The 16762-nt window shown below is 61.3% G+C and carries 15 protein-coding genes; 7 read left to right on the forward strand and 8 right to left on the reverse strand.

The genetic code is table 11. The features are described 5' to 3' along the window. Positions 1-47: 47 nt before the first annotated feature. Positions 48-1061 (reverse strand): ABC transporter substrate-binding protein, encoded by a 1014-nt coding sequence (locus tag ACQ4MY_RS24340; protein WP_440096723.1) that lies wholly within the window; start codon positions 1059-1061, stop codon positions 48-50. Positions 1062-1453: 392 nt separating this feature from the next. Between ACQ4MY_RS24340 and ACQ4MY_RS24345 the strand changes: the two genes are divergently transcribed. The 3 genes from ACQ4MY_RS24345 to ACQ4MY_RS24355 are packed head-to-tail and all read left to right on the forward strand — an operon-like array spanning position 1454 to position 5489. Then, positions 1454-3052: an ABC transporter permease gene (locus ACQ4MY_RS24345; RefSeq protein ID WP_440096724.1), complete on the forward strand. Its 1599-nt coding sequence runs from the start codon at positions 1454-1456 to the stop codon at positions 3050-3052. Then, positions 3049-3864 carry an ABC transporter ATP-binding protein gene (locus tag ACQ4MY_RS24350; protein ID WP_008080052.1) on the forward strand — a complete coding sequence of 272 codons (816 nt, stop codon included), beginning with the start codon at positions 3049-3051 and terminating at the stop codon, positions 3862-3864. Before ACQ4MY_RS24345 ends, ACQ4MY_RS24350 begins: the two co-directional genes overlap by 4 nt. A gap of 14 nt (positions 3865-3878) precedes the next feature. Further along, entirely contained in the window at positions 3879-5489 is a 1611-nt protein-coding gene (locus ACQ4MY_RS24355) for an arylsulfatase (protein WP_440096725.1), read from the forward strand. A gap of 105 nt (positions 5490-5594) precedes the next feature. On the opposite strand, the gene ACQ4MY_RS24360 is transcribed toward ACQ4MY_RS24355, so the two are convergent. Next, entirely contained in the window at positions 5595-6668 is a 1074-nt protein-coding gene (locus ACQ4MY_RS24360) for a fatty acid desaturase (RefSeq protein ID WP_440096727.1), read from the reverse strand. Positions 6669-6768: 100 nt separating this feature from the next. Between ACQ4MY_RS24360 and ACQ4MY_RS24365 the strand changes: the two genes are divergently transcribed. Next, on the forward strand, positions 6769-7773 hold the full coding sequence (locus tag ACQ4MY_RS24365; protein ID WP_008080047.1) for an AraC family transcriptional regulator: 1005 nt from the start codon (positions 6769-6771) through the stop codon (positions 7771-7773). A 103-nt stretch (positions 7774-7876) separates the two neighbouring features. Here ACQ4MY_RS24365 and ACQ4MY_RS24370 read toward each other — a convergent pair whose 3' ends face one another. Both ACQ4MY_RS24370 and ACQ4MY_RS24375 read right to left on the reverse strand, forming a co-directional pair. Beyond that, positions 7877-9262, reverse strand: coding sequence for a heavy metal sensor histidine kinase (locus ACQ4MY_RS24370; RefSeq protein WP_440096728.1), 1386 nt, complete (start codon positions 9260-9262; stop codon positions 7877-7879). Further along, complete coding sequence (locus ACQ4MY_RS24375; RefSeq protein WP_008080043.1) at positions 9252-9932, reverse strand: heavy metal response regulator transcription factor; 681 nt, start codon at positions 9930-9932, stop codon at positions 9252-9254. The genes ACQ4MY_RS24370 and ACQ4MY_RS24375 overlap by 11 nt, the downstream gene beginning before the upstream one ends. A 135-nt stretch (positions 9933-10067) precedes the next feature. Between ACQ4MY_RS24375 and ACQ4MY_RS24380 the strand changes: the two genes are divergently transcribed. Together ACQ4MY_RS24380 and uraH are read left to right on the forward strand one after the other, a co-directional pair. Continuing rightward, on the forward strand, positions 10068-10553 hold the full coding sequence (locus ACQ4MY_RS24380) for a GlcG/HbpS family heme-binding protein (protein ID WP_440096729.1): 486 nt from the start codon (positions 10068-10070) through the stop codon (positions 10551-10553). 12 nt (positions 10554-10565) lie between these two features. Next, the gene (gene uraH, locus ACQ4MY_RS24385; protein WP_008080038.1) at positions 10566-10976 is read left to right on the forward strand and encodes a hydroxyisourate hydrolase; all 411 of its coding nucleotides are present in this window, start codon (positions 10566-10568) and stop codon (positions 10974-10976) included. 160 nt (positions 10977-11136) lie between these two features. Here the strand turns inward: uraH and ACQ4MY_RS24390 are convergent, their stop codons facing one another. Continuing rightward, positions 11137-11814: a Crp/Fnr family transcriptional regulator gene (locus tag ACQ4MY_RS24390; RefSeq protein WP_440096730.1), complete on the reverse strand. Its 678-nt coding sequence runs from the start codon at positions 11812-11814 to the stop codon at positions 11137-11139. Positions 11815-11898: 84 nt separating this feature from the next. Between ACQ4MY_RS24390 and ACQ4MY_RS24395 the strand changes: the two genes are divergently transcribed. Beyond that, positions 11899-12423 (forward strand): Mpo1 family 2-hydroxy fatty acid dioxygenase, encoded by a 525-nt coding sequence (locus ACQ4MY_RS24395; RefSeq protein ID WP_440096731.1) that lies wholly within the window; start codon positions 11899-11901, stop codon positions 12421-12423. A gap of 44 nt (positions 12424-12467) precedes the next feature. On the opposite strand, the gene ACQ4MY_RS24400 is transcribed toward ACQ4MY_RS24395, so the two are convergent. Genes ACQ4MY_RS24400 through ACQ4MY_RS24410 form a run of 3 tightly spaced genes read right to left on the reverse strand, consistent with a single transcriptional unit; the run spans position 12468 to position 16551 of the window. Next, the gene (locus tag ACQ4MY_RS24400) at positions 12468-14678 is read right to left on the reverse strand and encodes a GMC family oxidoreductase (protein ID WP_440096732.1); all 2211 of its coding nucleotides are present in this window, start codon (positions 14676-14678) and stop codon (positions 12468-12470) included. Then, positions 14675-15187: a sorbitol dehydrogenase gene (locus ACQ4MY_RS24405; protein ID WP_440096733.1), complete on the reverse strand. Its 513-nt coding sequence runs from the start codon at positions 15185-15187 to the stop codon at positions 14675-14677. Before ACQ4MY_RS24405 ends, ACQ4MY_RS24400 begins: the two co-directional genes overlap by 4 nt. Continuing rightward, positions 15184-16551, reverse strand: a complete 1368-nt coding sequence (locus ACQ4MY_RS24410; RefSeq protein WP_440096734.1) for a cytochrome C — start codon at positions 16549-16551, stop codon at positions 15184-15186. Before ACQ4MY_RS24410 ends, ACQ4MY_RS24405 begins: the two co-directional genes overlap by 4 nt. Between the last annotated feature and the right edge of the window lie 211 nt (positions 16552-16762).

Raw genomic sequence — 16762 nt, forward strand, 5'->3', positions numbered from 1 at the left:
CTACCTGGATTGATGTAGGAGCTGCCGCAGGCTGCGATCTATTGCTTTTAGAGCTTGGCCGCTGCCAACTCAGGCGCCACCCATTCATTGACCTTGAACGGCTTGCGAATCAGCTTCTGCTGCGCCGCCAGATCTACCTTGTCCTGCAAGCTGCCCAGAAATGCCGGATCCAGGGTCGACGGGAACACTTCGCTCAATTTCTGATCCTTCAGATCCTCGGTGAGGATCACCGGTGGATAACTCGCCAGCCCCGAAACCAGCTGCACATAGGCATCCTTGTTGCTGTCCTGGGTCAGCCATTCCACCGCCTGCTGCTGCGCCTTGAGCAATTTCGCCACCGCCTCCGGGTGCGCATCGACAAACTTGCCGCTACCCACCAGCACCGACTGCACACTGCCGGCACCGCCCAAATCCTTGGTGTTCAACGGCAACTCGGCCAAGCCCTTGACTTGCAACGCCGCCAACCCGGAACTGCCCCACGATGCATCAATCTGTTTGGCCGCCAGCGCTGCGGTCGCGCCGGTGAAGTCGAGGTTGATCACCTTCAAATCTTTCTCGCTCAAGCCCTGACTGGCCAGCGCCGCGTCGAACGACAACTGCGTCGCGGTACCCTTGAAGATCGCCACACGCTTGCCCTTCAGATCCTGCAAGGTCTTGATCCCGGAACCCGGCACCACGCCGAGATACTGCTTCACTCCACGCGCACCGGCACTGAGCAATCGCGTATCAAGGCCGTTGGACTTACCAATGATCGCCGCCAGATCGCCCAGATACGCCAGATCGACCTGGCCATTGGCAAACGCCTCATTGATCACCGGCCCGGCGCCCTTGAAGAAGCTCCACTGAATCTTGATGCCTTGGTCGGCAAAGGCCTTTTCGAAGATCTGCTGATCGCGCAGTACGTCGACCACTCCGCCACCGCTGTGTTGGGTGCCGGCGCTCAGGTCGGGCACGGCGATACGAATTTCCTTTAGCTCATCAGCCTGCGCGGTGAACGCAAGCAGGCCCGCCAGCGCAGGAACGGCAAACAGACTGAAAACGCGTTTAAAGGGAAGGTTCATGGGTGCGGCTCCTTGATCACGACGGGCGTTGAGGAACCGAAAGTAGGCTGAAGCGATGCATTCACTTAAATACTATAAATGCACATTTTTATAGCTTTTTGAGCTAAGCGAGACACTTCGGGGCTTGCAGCGGCGTATGCATTAACAGCATCGAAAATATTCTCCGAATGCATTGGATGCGTGTGGGCTGGAGGCCTTAAATGGCCTCGCTTATCTCTCAAATGAATCTTTATCAGGTTTGTTATAACCATTTGTTTTTAGCTAATACCGCTAAAGATCGCAGCCTTCGGAAGCTCCTACAGGGGCAACGCAATGCCATGTAGGAGCTGCCGCAGGCTGCGATCTTTTGATCTTGACTCGATCTCGATCCAACCCGACAACGGAGGTCACCCATGGCCCGTCAATCCCTGCTCAGCCTGCCGCTGCCGGTGCCGCCGCTGAAAAGCCGACGCACCTGGCCCAGCATCAATCAACGCGTGTTGCCATGGCTGCTGCCGCTCAGTCTGTTCGCCCTGTGGTGGCTGGCCGCGCGCAATGCCTGGATGAGCGAGCAGATCCTGCCCGCGCCATCACTGGTCTGGAACAGCGCCGTCGAGCTGGCGCATGGCGAGCTGTGGAGCCATTTGTGGATCAGCCTGCAGCGATTGTTCTGGGGTTTGCTCGCAGGGATTTCGGCCGGTGCGGTATTGGGGGCGGCGCTGGGTTTCAGTCCGCGTCTTGAACGCTTGATCTTCCCGACCTTCGCCGGTCTGTCGCAGGTGCCGACGCTGGCGTGGATTCCCTTGTTCATGGTGTTTTTCGGCATCGGCGAAGTGCTGAAACTGGTGGTGCTGATCAAAGCCATCGTCGTTCCGGTGACCTTGCATACATTGGTCGGCGTACGCGATGCACAGCCAAAATTGCGCGAAGCCGCCGCCGTCTTGCGCCTGCCGCCGCACCTGTTGATTCGTCGACTGGTACTGCCCGCCGCCCTCCCCGCATTCATGGCCGGCGTGCGTCTGGCGCTGGCGGCCGGCTGGACCTCGTTGCTGGCGGTCGAGCTGCTCGCTTCCAGTGAAGGCATCGGTTACCTGATGGTCTGGGCACGCCAGCTGTTCATGCTCGACATCGTCTTTGTGTGCATTGTGGTCATCGGTGTGATCGGTGTGGCGATGGATCGCGGCATCGGCCTGCTGGACCGAAAACTGGTGCACTGGCCGCACCCGGCCACTGCTGAAATTCGTCGTGGCCCGCGTTATCAAGGCTGGCAGCGTCTGCAACCGTGGCTGTTGCCGCTCGGTTTGCTGGCACTGTGGCAAGTGGCCAACGATCAGCAGTGGGTCGACGCCAATATTCTGGTCAGCCCATTCGCCGTGTTGAGCACCACGTGGGATGGCTTGCTCGACGGCACGTTGATCAGCGGCATGGCACTGAGCCTGGGGCGTACCCTTGGTGGTTTGCTGTTGGGTGGTGGCCTCGGTTTCGCCCTTGGCTTGCTGCTGGGTCTGTCGCGCACCAGTGAAAGACTGCTCGGCCCGACCCTCGCCGCCCTGCGCCAGATTGCCATCTTCGCCTGGGTGCCATTGCTCACCGCGTGGTTCGGTCTCGGTGAACTGGCGAAGTGGGTATTCGTCGCCCTCGCCGCTTTCTTTCCGCTATTCATCGCCACCCAGCGCAGTGTCGCCAACCTCTCGCCGCAACTCAACGAAGCCGCGCAAGTGCTGCGCCTGAGCCTCGGCCAGCGCCTGCGCCGCCTGGTGCTGCCGGGCGCCGCGCCGGGGATTTTCGCCGGCCTCCGGCTGAGCCTGATCTACGCCTGGCTCGGCACCATCGGCGCCGAATATTTCATGCCGTCGAATGGCGGCATCGGCAGCCAGATGATCGGCGCACAACAACTGCTGCGCATGGACCTGATCATGGCCGGCATGCTCCTCGTCGGCCTGACCGGCGCCCTGCTCAACCTCATTGGCCAACGCCTGGAAATTCGCGCGACCCGCTGGAGACACGCATGAACGCACCCATTGTCAGCTTCAACCACGTAGGCAAATCCTTCGACGTCGACGGTTTCGAACTGGAGGCGATTCGCGAATTCAACCTGGACATTGCCGAAGGCGAATTCGTCGCCATTGTCGGCTCCAGCGGCTGCGGCAAATCCACCTTGCTGCGCTTGCTGGTCGGTCTCGACACGCAATTTCGCGGGCAGATCACCGTCGACGGCAAAGCCGTCAGCGGCATCGGCGGCGAGCGCGGCATTGTCTTCCAGGAACACCGTTTATTCCCGTGGCTGACCGTCGCCGACAACATCGGGCTGGGCCTGGTCAACGAGCCGCTGAGCGCTGCGCAGAAACAACAACGGATCAACGATTTCATCGATCTGGTCGGCCTGCGCGACTTCACCCGCGCCTATCCGCACCAACTCTCTGGCGGTATGGCGCAGCGCGTGGCGATTGCTCGCGGCCTCGTCGCCAGCCCGCGCATTCTGCTGCTCGACGAACCCTTTGGCGCGCTCGATGCGCTGACCCGCCAACAAATGCAGGACGAGCTGTTGGCGATCCGCGCCCGCGCGAAAATCACCACGATCCTCGTTACCCACGATGTCGAAGAAGCGATCTTTCTTGCCGACCGCGTGGTGGTGATGGAGCCGCGTCCGGGGCGGATCAAGCAAGTGGTCGACATCGCCCTGCCCCACCCGCGCCAGCGCAGCAGTTTCGACTTCCATCAGTTGCGTGAAGAGCTGCTGCACGAGCTGACCAGTGACGACCATTACCAACCGAGCGTGCCGGTACAGATCCGCGATCTGCCGCTGACGTTCATTGCCTGCTGAACAGGAGTTTTGCGATGCCGCAACGTCCCAATTTTCTGGTGATTCTGGCCGACGATCTCGGCTTCTCCGACCTCGGCGCGTTCGGCGGTGAAATCGCCACGCCGCACCTCGATGCCTTGGCCAGCAACGGCCTGCGCCTGACCGATTTTCATACCGCACCGACCTGCTCGCCGACTCGTTCGATGCTGCTGACCGGCACCGACCACCACATCGCCGGCATCGGCACCATGGCCGAAACCCTGACCCCGGAGCTGATCGGCAAACCGGGTTATGAGGGTCACCTCAATGACCGCGTCGTCGCGCTGCCCGAGCTGCTGCGTGAAGCCGGTTACCAGACGTTGATGAGCGGCAAGTGGCACTTGGGCCTGACCGCCGAGCTGGCCCCGCATGCCCGGGGTTTCGAGCGTTCGTTCTCGCTGCTGCCAGGCGCCGCCAACCACTATGGCTTCGAACCGACCTACGACGAACAGACCCCGGGCCTGCTGAAATCGACGCCGGCGCTGTACATCGAGGACGACACCTTCATCGACGAATTGCCCAAGGATTTCTATTCCTCCGATGCCTTCGGCGACAAGTTGCTGCAGTACCTCAAGGAGCGTGACCAGACCCGGCCATTCTTCGCTTACCTGCCGTTCTCTGCGCCGCACTGGCCGTTGCAGGCGCCGGCCGACCTCGTCGAGAAATACCGTGGCCGCTATGACGCCGGCCCGGAAGTGCTGCGTCTGGAGCGCCTGGAAAAACTCAAAGCCCTGGGCCTGATCGAGCCGGACGTCGAGCCGCATCCGCTGATTCAATTGACCCAGCAGTGGGACGCGCTGAGCGAGGAACAACAACAGATTTCTGCGCGGGCGATGGAGGTCTACGCAGCGATGGTCGAGCGCATGGACTGGAACATCGGCCGGGTCGTCGACTACCTGCGCCAGCAGGGGCAACTCGACAATACGTTCATCCTGTTCATGTCCGACAACGGTGCCGAAGGCGCGCTGCTTGAGGCCTTCCCCAAATTCGGTCCGGAACTGGTCGCGTACCTCAGCCAACATTACGACAACAGCCTCGACAACATCGGTCGGGCCAATTCCTATGTCTGGTATGGGCCGAACTGGGCGCAGGTGGCGACCGCGCCGTCGCGCCTGTTCAAGGCGTTTACCACCGAAGGCGGGATTCGCGTGCCGGCGCTGCTGCACTATCCGCAGCTGGCGATCAAAGGGCAGATCAGCCACGGCTTCGGCACGGTGATGGACATCACGCCGACGATTCTCGATCTGGCAGGCGTGCGTCATCCGGGCAAGGTCTGGCACGGCAAACCGGTGGCGCCGTTGCGTGGGAAATCGTGGCTGGGTTTTTTGTCGGGCGAGACGGCACAGGTGCATGACGAGCACACGGTGACGGGTTGGGAATTGTTCGGGCGAAGGGCGATTCGGCAGGGGTCGTGGAAAGCGGTGTGGATCCCCGGTCCGGTAGGCCCGGCGACCTGGCAACTGTATGATTTGAGCAGTGATCCGGGGGAGATTCATGATCTGGCGTTGAGTCGGCCGGAGAAGCTCAGCGCGTTGATCGGGCATTGGCAGCAGTATGTCGAGGAGACCGGGGTGATTCTCAGCGAGTCGCCTTTCCAGCCGGATTGATGTTGCATGAGGTATAGCTATCGCGAGCAGGCTCACTCCTACAGTTGGAATGCGTTCCCCTTGTAGGAGTGAGCCTGCTCGCGATGAGGCCCGTGCAGTCAGCCATCAAGCCTGAGCTGTACGCACCTCTTCATTCACCACTTCAGCCTGCCGAACAAACCGGTTCGCCCGCCCAAACGTCCCAAAATCATTAAACCTCACGCCCATCTCGCGCATCACCTTATGCGCCACCGGCACGGTCATCTGGCGGATATAAAACGGCTCCTTCACCACAAAATGATGAATCCCGTGACTGCTGCCAAAGTTGAAGCAGAACGCCTGCAGCGGCCACAACCACCAAGGGTTCAACACCTGACACTGTTGCAGCACATTGCCCAGTTCAACGTCCCCGTAGTAGTGCATGTTCGAGCTGATGAAGTGCAGGCAGAACGTGCGCAATACATTCGGGCCGATGATCACCACGGCGGCAATGTCGATGACCTGCATCACCGACAACGTCGTCGCTGACCATTCGATCGGTGCGCCCAGCAGGTACGCGATGCCATTGGCCGCATGGAAACCGAGAAACACATACCACGCGCCCCAATGCACCAGCGCCAGCGGCGCGTAGACCTTCAACGTGCGTTTGATGATGCTGAATTTGTGCGCCCAGGTCTTGGCTCGCAGCATGCGGATAAACGCCGACATCACGTTGTCGCCAACCATCAGCAAACGCGCAAAACCCCACGGCTCGCCGTTGGTGATCGCGCGCTCCTCCATGTCAGTTTCAGTGCCGGAAACCTTGTGGTGATTGAGGTGCAGATGCCGGCGAATCCAAGGATTGATCGTGCTCGGCCGCGCCAGCCACACCAGGCCCATCATCAAATTGTGCGGCACGCGCTGCTTGCGGAAATACATGCTGTGGATCAGGTCGTGCTCCAGCTCATGGGTCAGCGAAGCGAAAAACGCGTTGAGCAACAGGCACGCCCACCACGCCATGTGGCCTGTGATGTACAGGGTCGCCGAGCCAACCATCCCGATCAGGGCAAACGCCAGAATCCCCGCCCCCAGCGCGTCCTGATGCTGGAGAATCGGGTAGCGCTCACGCAATTCAACGCCTTTGGCCAGCACCACTTGGCGAATATGTGCTGATCGCTGGGCCGCATTGTGTCGCTGGGGACTTGCAGAAGTACCGTCCATGCTTCCATCCTCGGGTTTATGATGTTCGCATCGTGCCTCGCCGGGGCTTGAATCGCGGTAGCCGAGAACGCCAACCTGTTGACCGGAAGCGCCAATCAGCATGAAGGAACCGACCTCCCTCGCCAGTTGGACCCGTGCCTTGCGCAAGCAACTCGATGCGCTGGGGCTGGACAGCATTGCCCTGTGCCAACAGGCCGGGCTCGACCCCAATTTGATGGACGACCCCAACGCGCGCTATCCGCTCTCCGGCACCACGCGCCTGTGGGAAATTGCCGTGCAGGTCAGCGGCGACCCGGCGATTGGTTTGCGCGTGTCGCGATTCGTCAGCCCGACCACGTTCCATGCCCTCGGTTATGCGCTGGTGGCCAGCGGCAGTTTGCGGGAGGTGTTCGAGCGCATCGTGCGTTATCACCCGGTGGTCAGCGATGCGCTGGAACTGGAACTGAGCCGCAGCGATGACCGCTATCAATTTCGTCTGAAAATTCCGTCAGGCAATCCGGCGCCGGCCTTCGAAGCCATCGACGCCTTCACCGCGATCTACGTGCGCACCTGCCGCAATCGCCTCGGCCGTGATTACGCGCCGCTGGCGGTTTACCTGCGCCGCCCGGAACCGAGCGATGCGCACCAATGGCACAAAGTCTTTCGCGCCCCGGTGCATTTCGGCTGCGCCGAGGATCGCCTGGAATTCGCCCTCGCCGACTTCGACAGCCACCTCGACGACGCCAACCCGGAACTCGCCGAACACAATGAAACAGTACTCAAACGCACGATGGCCCAACTCCAGCCGCTGACCTGGGAGCGCAAGGTGCGCGATGCCATTGAAGAACAACTGCCGGAAGGTGAGCCGAGCGCAGAACGGATTGCCCAGGCGTTGCACTTGAGCTTGCGCAGCTTGCAACGGCATCTGGCGGATGAGGGTTGTCGCTTTGATACGTTGTTGAACGAGAGCCGCGAGAATCTGGCGCTGCTGCACCTGCGCGATCCGCAGTGTTCGTTGAGTGAAGTGAGTTATCTGCTCGGGTTCGCTGATACCAGCAGCTTCAGCCGCGCCTTCAAGCGCTGGACGGGGATGACGCCGGGGCAGTTTCGTGATGGGTTGCGCTGATCCAGAATCAGGTCGTCTGATCTGGCGCCATCGCGAGCAGGCTCACTCCTACAGGGGGAACGCATTCCAACTGTAGGAGTGAGCCTGCTCGCGATAGCGTCCTTTAATTCACCACAAACCCCAGCTCAAAAACAGTGCCGTCAGCATCACTACTCACCCGCACCTGTCCCCCATGCAGTTGCATGATCGACTGCACAATCGCCAACCCCAACCCACCCGAATCCCCTGGTTCTGCCCGTGAAGGATCGACGCGATAGAAGCGGTCGAACAGTTTGCTCAGATGCTCCTGCGCAATCGCCGGGCCATGGTTGTGCACTTGCAACCAGCACTCACCCGGCTCGTCGCGGCGACGCAAACTGATCACTGATCCTTGATCGGCGTGACGCACAGCATTGGCCAACAGATTGCCGAGCGCCCGTTGCAACAACTGTTGATCAGCAAGCAACTCACCGTGCAGTTGATTGTCCAGCCGCAGATCCCGGTCATCCGCCAACGCTTCAAAATAATCACACAGCTCACCGCCAACGCTGGGCAAATCCAGGGTTTGCAGATTGAGCGCTCGCTCGGCCTGTTCGGCACGGGCAAGGAACATCAGGTTTTCCGCCATGCGCTTGAGCCGTTCGAACTCTTCCATGTTCGAGGCCAGGACTTCCTGATATTCCTCGGTGCTGCGCGGGTGATTCAGCGCCTGGCCGTTGCTCGCCAGCAAAGTGTGCAGTGGCGTGCGGATTTCGTGGGCGAGGTCGGCGGAGAACTGCGACAGGCGCTGCACGCTGTCGTCCAGTCGCGCGAGCATGCCGTTGAGCGCCTGCACGGGTTCAAGCAGTTCGGCGGGCGTGCCATTGGCGGGCAGGCGTTGGTCGAGGCTGCGCAGGTCGATGCCGCGCACTGCTTCGCTCAACTGACGCAGCGGTTGCAGGCCCCGGCGCAGCAACAGCAAGCCCAAGGCAAAAGCGAGCAACGCACCGAGGACAACCGACAGATACAAGCGCATGCGATAGCTGCCGAGCATCTGCTCGCGCTCGCTCAGCACCTTGCCGGCGATGATCGTCAGCGGCTCGCCGTTCGGCCCCTGCGCTTCGCCGGACAAGAGCGCCAGTTCAGCACCGTCCGGCGCTTGCCACGTCAGCACATCGGGACGCTGTGGCGTTTGCTCGCGGGGGATCGCGTTCAGCGGTGGTAGATCGCGTTGGCGTGGATTGATCGCGATCACGCTCGACCCATCCGCACGCCGCACCAGCAACAGGCTGTCGAGATTGCCGAGCATGTTCTGATACAAACGTGGTCGAGCCTGCAAAGCCCCTAGGCTGTCGCTGTCGGCGAGTAAGGCGCGCACTTGCTCCAGCCGACCGAGCAACGCGAGGTCGTCGCGGTAGGCGATTTCCGAGGCCAGCGAGCGATAGAGAAACACGGCAATGGCGCTCAGCACCAAAGCGCAGACCAATGCGAACGCCAGCGCCAGGCGCCAGGCGATCGACCTAGAGCGCATCGTCAGGGGCTTCCAGCTGATAACCGACGCCACGCACCGTATGGATCAGTTTCGGCATGTACGGGTCATCGACTTTCGCGCGCAAACGGCGCACCGCGACTTCGACCATGTTGGTGTCGCTGTCGAAATTCAGGTTCCACACCTGCGAAGCAATCAGCGTGCGCGACAGCACTTCGCCCTGGCGACTGGCGAGCAGTTGCAGCAGGGCGAATTCCTTGTTGGTCAGGGCGATGCGCTGGCCACCACGGCTGACGCGGCGGCGCAGCACGTCGATTTCCAGATCGGCGATGCTGTACGACTCGGCTTCGCGCATCGGCCCGCGCCGCAGCAAGGTGCGCACGCGCGCGAGCAGTTCGGCGAAGGCGAAGGGTTTGAGCAAGTAATCGTCGGCGCCCAGTTCGAGGCCGCGCACGCGGTCTTCAATGGCGTCCTTGGCAGTCAGGAACAGCACCGGCGTGGCGCCGCGCTGGCGGATCAGTTGCAGCAATTGCCAGCCATTGAGACCGGGGAGCATCACGTCGAGGATGATCAGGTCATATTCCTGCTGCTCGATAAAGTAGCGCCCATCGAGACCGTTGAGCGCCACGTCCACGGCAAAACCCGACTCGCCCAGGCCTTTGGCGAGGAAATTCGCGGTTTTGGCTTCATCTTCTACGACCAGCAAACGCATGGCACACCTCGATTGATAGGCACACAGGCTAGGCGCCTTCGGCGGCGTTGCCCATTACAAACTTGTAATCAGACTGACGAGGTTCTGACGAAGACCGGCGATTAAGGTGGCGACCTCAGCTTTTGGAGCCTGCCCATGACCGTCAAATACTTCGTTGCAAGCCTGATGATCGGCCTCAGTGGCGCGGCTGTCGCCAGCCCTGAACTGCCACGTCACGCCGACCTCGACCTGAAAACTGCACGCCTGCTCGCCGACACAGCGATGAGCAATTGCACCGGCACGGTGTCGGTGCTCGACCGTGGCGGCAATCTGCTGGTGACCCTGCGCGGCGATGGCGTCGGCTCGCACAACACCGCTGCCAGCCAGCGCAAGGCGTACACCGCGCTGTCGACCAAAACCGCCACTCGTTTGTTCGCCGAACGCGCTCGCAGCAATCCGCAAACCGCCAACCTCAACACCCTCGACGAATTGCTGCTGCTTGGCGGCGGTATTCCGCTGTTCGCGGCTGATGAACTGGTCGGTGCGATGGGCGTGGCCGGTTCCGGCGGCGGCGAGCAAGACGAAAACTGTGCAATCAAGGCGGCCGAGAAGGCCGGTCTGGCCACTACCCGTTCCCAATAAGGAGATGCATCGATGAATACTTTGCGCATGACTTTCGCCGCGCTCGGCCTGAGTGCTTTTTCAAGCCTGGCGCTGGCCGCCGGTAATCCGTTGAGCGTGCATGTGCTCAATCTGGAAAACGGCCTGCCTTCGCCGGGCATTAACGTGACCCTGGAAAAACATGTCGGCGAGAACTGGCAGCCTCTGGCTCAGGGTACAACCAATGAACAAGGGCGGATTGCCGAACTGTTCCCGGCCAAACAGCCTTTTGAAGCGGGCGAATACCGCGTGGTGTTCAAGACCGGCGAGTACTTCAAGAAGGTCAAGCACGACACGTTCTTCCCGGAGATCCCGGTGATCTTCGAGGTAAAACAGACCGATCAGCATTACCACATCCCGCTGCTGCTCAGCCCGTACGGCTTCTCGACCTATCGCGGCTCCTGATCCCCACAAAAATTCCCTGTTGGAACTGGCAACTGTGGCGAGGGGATTTATCCCCGTTGGACTGCGCAGCAGTCCCATTTTTCAGGGCCGCTGCGCGCCCCAGCGGGGATAAATCCCCTCGCCACAGGGGCCAGTTCCAACAGTGGATCGGCGTGAAATTCTAGATCGTGGCCAGGGCGCGCAATCGTGCGGCGTCGAGGATTTCGATCTCGCCGTACCCGAGGCCGATAATTCCCTGTCCCTGCAAATCCTTGAGGATCTGGTTGGTGGTCTGCCGCGACAGCGACAGCATCGACGCCAGTTGCTCCTGCGGCAGCTGCAGCACTCGGCGCGGCGCGTCGAGTTCGCCGTAACCTTCGGCAATCATCAGCAAGCGATGGGCCAGACGCGCAGGGGCCGGCAGCAGGCTCAGTTGTTCCAGATTGATAAAGGCCAGGCGCAGTTTGTGGCTCATCAGCTGCGCCAGATGTCGCCAGTACAGCGGCTGTTCTTCGAGCAGTTTCAGCATCGTTGCCTGCGGGATATTCAGCAGCGTACACGGCCCGACTGCATACGCATCATGGGTGCGCGGCTGACCATCGAACAGGCAGATTTCGCCGAACCAGTGCGGCGCCTCCACCAGACTCAACAACGCCTCCTTGCCCTGCTCGCTCACCGCGCCGATGCGCACCGCACCCTCGAGCACCGCGTACAAACCGCACGGCGCGTCGCCGCGCTGGAACAACCGTTGCCCCGCCGTCAGCCGCCGCTCCCGGGCCGCCGCCAGCAGGCTATCCTGAAAGGATGCCGGCAGATGGCTGAACCACTGGCCGCTTATCAGCCGTGAACGTATTTGCATAAACACTCCTGGATTGTCGCCTGCCTGACAGAGCGAACCCTGATCCCGAGGGATGATGCGATCAACCCTAACGGAGGAACAACAATGAAAAGCCTCGTCGACCATCTCAGTCAATACGCCGCCTACCACCGTGATCCGCGCAACATCGCCAGCCACTTTATCGGCATTCCGCTGATCGTGGTGGCCGTCGCGGTATTGTTGTCGCGGCCGGAATGGTCGCTGGGCGGGTTGTGGATATCTCCAGCCGTTATCGTGGCGCTGGCCTCGGCGTGGTTTTACCTTAGATTGGAAGTGAAGCTCGGCGTATTGATGACCGTGCTGATGGGCCTTTCCGTCTGGGCCGGGCATGCGCTGGCGCAGCAGAGCACCCTGATCTGGCTGAGCAGCGGCCTGGCGATGTTTGTGATCGGCTGGGTGATCCAGTTTGTCGGGCATCACTACGAAGGGCGTAAACCGGCGTTTGTCGATGACCTCAGCGGGCTGATCGTCGGGCCGCTGTTTGTGGTGGCGGAAGTGGCGTTCATGCTCGGTCTGCGCCAGGAATTGAAGCAGGCGATTGAACAGCGCTCAGGCCCGGTGACCCTGCGCGAACACAAAATCGCTCATTGAAAATTCAGGCGAGGTGCACCGCCGCGCACCTCGCCTGACGGGTTTTACAGCGTACCGAACGTCACCTGCACCGTCAGCGCGCCCTGATTGTCGGCGAGCCCGACACCGTAGCGGCCGTCCAGATCGTCGTTGATGCACAGCTGCAATTCGCCCTGCTGCCCCGGCGGAATCGGCGCCAGATCGCCGATCAGAAACGGCGCCCCGGTACTGCCGATCCGCCCGATCAACGCACCCTCATTGGCGCCCGGCAAGGTGTAACCGGGTTTGGCGATCAGCCCTGCGCTGCCGTTGCCATCGACCATGCCCCCGACCGGACTAGCGAACCAGCGCCCGCTGAGGTAACGCACCAGGCGCGGGCTCGGCCCGTTGATCTGCACGCCGGTGCCCTGCCAGGGCTGATTGGCCTGAACCTGCACCGTGGCGGTTTTCAGGTCGTTGGCCAAGGTGTCGCCGGCCTGAATTGATAACGCGGCGATGGTCAGGCTCGGGTTTGAAGTGCCGGTGCTGGGAAACACGCCATCGCCGACCAGGAACAGGTTTCGGTGATCCCAGCTGCGCTGATCCTTGTCGACCACCGAGGTCAGCGGGTTGTCGCCCATGCGGTAGGTGCCCATCAAATGGCCGGCGCCCTGGAAGCTGTATTCGTCGCCCTTGTAGGTGAACCGTCCCGGTGGCAGAAGCTTGGTCAACTCGGTGGCGCCGAGCAGTTCAGTGATGATGTGCGTGGCGAGGAGTTTCGCCTGGCGGAAGCCTTCCTTGGTGTAGTCGGACAAGTCGTAGTGAATTTCCGGGCGCGGGATGCCCAGGCGATCCTTGTACTGCGTCGACGGCACGATGTAGCAGTTGGCGTTATCCGGATCGTCCTCGACTTGTTCCACCAGAAAGCCGATGCGGAACTGGCGGGTCAGCAAGTCGTTGAGTTTTTGTACCAGCGCTGTGCCATACAACACTTGCTGCGGGCCCTTGGCCGGTGGCAGTGGATTGGTGGCGCTGCCGTTGCTGCCATCAATCAGGTCGGCGACGGTGACGTAGGGATCGCCCACCGGCCAGTTGAAGCCTTCGTTGCCGATCTCGATCCGCCACGCCGCACGCTGACTGCGAAAGGCACCGTCGCGCAGGCTCTCGATGCCCGCCGTCGACACCGGCCCGCGATAGGGAAATACCGCTTTACCTTCCGGCATCAAACCCCAGGCCAGGTAGATCGGATGATCCGCCAGGCTGCGCCCGACCTGACCGCTACTGTTGGCCACGCCTTTGGGCCACGCGGGGCTGGTGGAGTTGAGCAGCAGTTTCGGCGTCTCGATGGCATGGGCGGCAATCACATAGCGCTGGCCTACCGCGACACCAGTCCCGGTCGGTGGGCCATCGCCCAACTGGTATTGAATGAACTCGATGCCACTGATGGATTTGTCCGCCGCCACCGTGACTTTGCTCGCCACGGTTTTGTACAGCACCCGCACATTGCCGGTGTTCAGCGCGTTGTTCAGGGTGACGGTGGCGTCGTACTTGGCCTGGATCGGGCAGATCGGTGTGCAGTTGGTGTTGCCGGCACACACCCGACGTCCCGCGTAGGGCTGCGAATTGCGTCCCGCCGGTGTCGGGCTGACCACCAGTGGCAAGCCGTCAAACGACTGGCCCTGAACCGCCGCGACAAAACTGCCATCGACCAGTGACAACGGAATGCTGGTCATCGGGAATTGATAACCGTCGGGGAACGTCATCCCCAGATACGCCTGATCCGCCACATTGGCGGCCACGCCGATTTCCGCCTCGGCCCGGCAGTAAGCGCTTTGCAGATCGTTGTAGCTGATCGGCCAGTCGACACCGACGCCGTACAGTGACTTCAGGCGAAAGTCGTTGGGCACCATGCGCAGGCAGGTCGCGACCCAGTGCCAGGTGGTGCCGCCTCCGACCCGTTCATAGGTGCTGGTAAAGGCCAGTGGGCCCTTTTGCACAAGGTAGCTGACCTCGGGATTGTCCCAGCCAAGAATCAGGTCGGCGATGGTCGCGCGCGGCGCATTCTGCTCGGCCGGCTTGCGCGGCGTGTCCAGCGTGCTCACCGGTGGATAGGGCGATTCCGGGGTCTTCAGGGTCGCCGTGTAAAAACGCTCCAGATACTGATTACGGTTGGCCGGCACTTCCGGCCCCGATTCCAGTACCAACACTTTCACCCCGGCCAGACCCAATTGATAGGCGATGATGCTACCGGCCAGACCGGCACCGACGATCACCACGTCCGCTTGTTCGGTACTCATGACGACGCTCCTTGTTGTCCGCTGGCGGGAACCCCGGTGAAGTCTTCAAGGCTGGGCGGTACTTCGTTCCAGTAACCGAAGAAGAACTCGCTGTAACCCATGGGATGCGCCTGGGCGATTCTCCATGCCCAGCTCTGCGTGTAGGCCTGATCGGAAACGACCATCTGATCACCGGGCTGGTGGCTGCCGACGGCATACGGCTGATACCAGACGCCCAGCAACCACAGCTTCATGATCGAACGGGCGGCTTGTGCCGTTTGCGTGGTGGCCGGTTGCGCGCCGTTCATCAATACGGCCTCGGCGATCTGATCGGGCGGCACTTTATCGGCGAGCAGCGTTGCGTACTGGGTCAACAATGCCTGCAACACCGAGGTGGTGATGCGCGGTTCGATGAAGGCCAGAAACTGCGTCGGCAGATCGATCGGGTCGACCGAAGGCGCGATAAAGGTGAGCGGGATGCCCGTCAGGGCCGATGACAGCCCGGCGAAATTTTTCAGATCGGTGCTCATGGCTGACTCCTTGTCGCGCCCGTCGATTGTGCGCGTTCGAGCAAGTAGGTGAAGTCCGCGAAACTGGTGCGCGGCGATTCGGTGACGTGGGTGGCGGCATTACCGTGACAGGCGATGCAACTGGACGAAGCTTGCGGCACGGTGCCCTGGATGTAGGTTTCCAGAGTGGTGTTGGCGAGGAACGAAGGCGCCGGGCGGCCCAGGGGCTCGGTTTTCGAGATCTGGCACGGTGGCTGCGGCGTCAATGTCGGCCATTGCGTGCTGATCAACTGATAGTTGGCCCAGACACTCTTCGGATTCACCGTGCGCAACAGCGTCTGATAGGTGCTGTTGAGGGTTTTGGTGGCCGGCGTCAGTGAGGCCTCGCGAACGATCTGCGACGGCGTGGCCTTGACCGCCGGGTTCCACGGGCGCGGCGGTGGCTGATTGATTTGCGCCTGACTGCTGGCGTTGTAGAACAGATACGGGCCTTTGCGCTCGGCCACCGGGGTGGACTGCTCCGGCACGTTGTCGACATGTTCGAAGGTCGACCAGACCCACTGCGGCGCGCTGCTGGTCTTGTGCACGATGTGCAGACCGACCAGCCCGACGGGTTCGGCCTTGCACGATTCCGGCACCACCGGGCCCTTGCTCGGGTCGCTGTTGCCCGGGGTGTAGACCAGCGCATCGACCGTATGGAAGCTCTCGCGACGGTCGCTGCCATCGAGGACCTTCCAGGAGGCCTTGACCATCAGCGAGCCGACCTGGCGGGTGTCGCTATTGCCGCAACTGAACGCCACCGTGTTCTTCGGATCCGCCGCGAAAAACTTCTGCTGGCCCTGCACGCTGTACAGACCGTTGTTGACGATGTCGTCAAACATCGGCTGGTTGACCACGATTTCGTTGCGCGTATATACCCCGCTCTGATCGACCAGCGGCCCGCTCTCAAACGGCTGGATAAACTCATCGAGCACGTCCGGTACTTTGCCCATCTGTTGCAGCAAACGCCCGGAACCCAGGCCTTCACAGGCTTTGGGAAGGGTCGCTGGCGCGCTCCAGGGGTTGGGTGTCTGGCCGTTGGCGAGGAATATCTGATAACTCTCTTTCCAGCTCTCCCAGACCGTCGCGCCATCCTGTTGGCCGATCGGCGTGCCGGTGTTCGGGTCACCGTTGTCCAGCGCCGGCCAGTTCAAGGCGATAAACGTCTGCCACGACATTTCATCGAAGTTCTGCTGCAGGCTGGTCAGGGAAAACGGCGGGGTCGCCGTAACATCGAAAGGTATCTGCGTGGACAGCGTCGGGTCGGCGCTGGCCAGTGGGCTCAGCATTGCGCCGAACAGCGCGCAGCCGAGCCACGGCGCGGGCCGGTGGACTTCCATTCTCATCGTCATCTCCTTGGCATCAGGGCCCAGGAGATACGCCGGTCCGTCATGGACTCTTCACTGCGCCTCCTGGCACAGACAGGAGATTAGGCAAGGAACCGATCAAGGTTGTCGGGGGCGTTAGACCAAATCGAGTTAAGTCCAATAGCCACACGACAAGCCACCCTGCAGGAGCTGCGGTACGCTGCGATCTGTTGATCTTCAAAATCACTAT

Origin of the sequence: Pseudomonas sp. SM4 (assembly GCF_051913165.1) — a bacterium.
Classification (GTDB): domain Bacteria; phylum Pseudomonadota; class Gammaproteobacteria; order Pseudomonadales; family Pseudomonadaceae; genus Aquipseudomonas.